Origin of the sequence: Pseudomonas sp. 2995-1, assembly GCF_002742505.1 — a bacterium.
In the GTDB taxonomy this organism is placed as follows: Bacteria; Pseudomonadota; Gammaproteobacteria; order Pseudomonadales; family Pseudomonadaceae; genus Aquipseudomonas; species Aquipseudomonas sivasensis.
Genome location: NZ_LJSA01000659.1, coordinates 1 through 269, shown reverse-complemented (window position 1 = coordinate 269; position 269 = coordinate 1). Strand labels below are relative to the sequence as shown.

Annotated in this window: 1 protein-coding gene; it reads left to right on the top strand. The window is 38.3% G+C overall.

Features of this window, described 5'->3' with window-relative positions; translation table 11 throughout:
• Nucleotides 1-165 (top strand): NETI motif-containing protein (locus AOA61_RS30625; RefSeq protein WP_099603358.1); only part of this gene is annotated, 165 nt, incomplete at its 5' end.
• Nucleotides 166-269: the final 104 nt, after the last annotated feature.

Here is a 269-nt window from a genome sequence, read left to right as displayed (position 1 = left end):
GAAGATGGGGAAACCATCGATGAAGTCCTCGATCGTATGAAAGTGGAAGGCTATATTCCGGTGCGGAGAATGGAAGAACCGATTTTAAAAGAAGTAAAGAAGAATGGGAAAACAGAAGTAGAAGTTGCAAAACAGCGGATTGTCTTTGAAGGGAAATTACTTTAAAGGGACAGAAAAAAGCCTGTTGGTAGTTTAAAAAACTAATTGATCAGCAGGCGTTACGGTGGTTTTACATAAAATCAAAGAAGTACCTGATGATATGGAAAAAG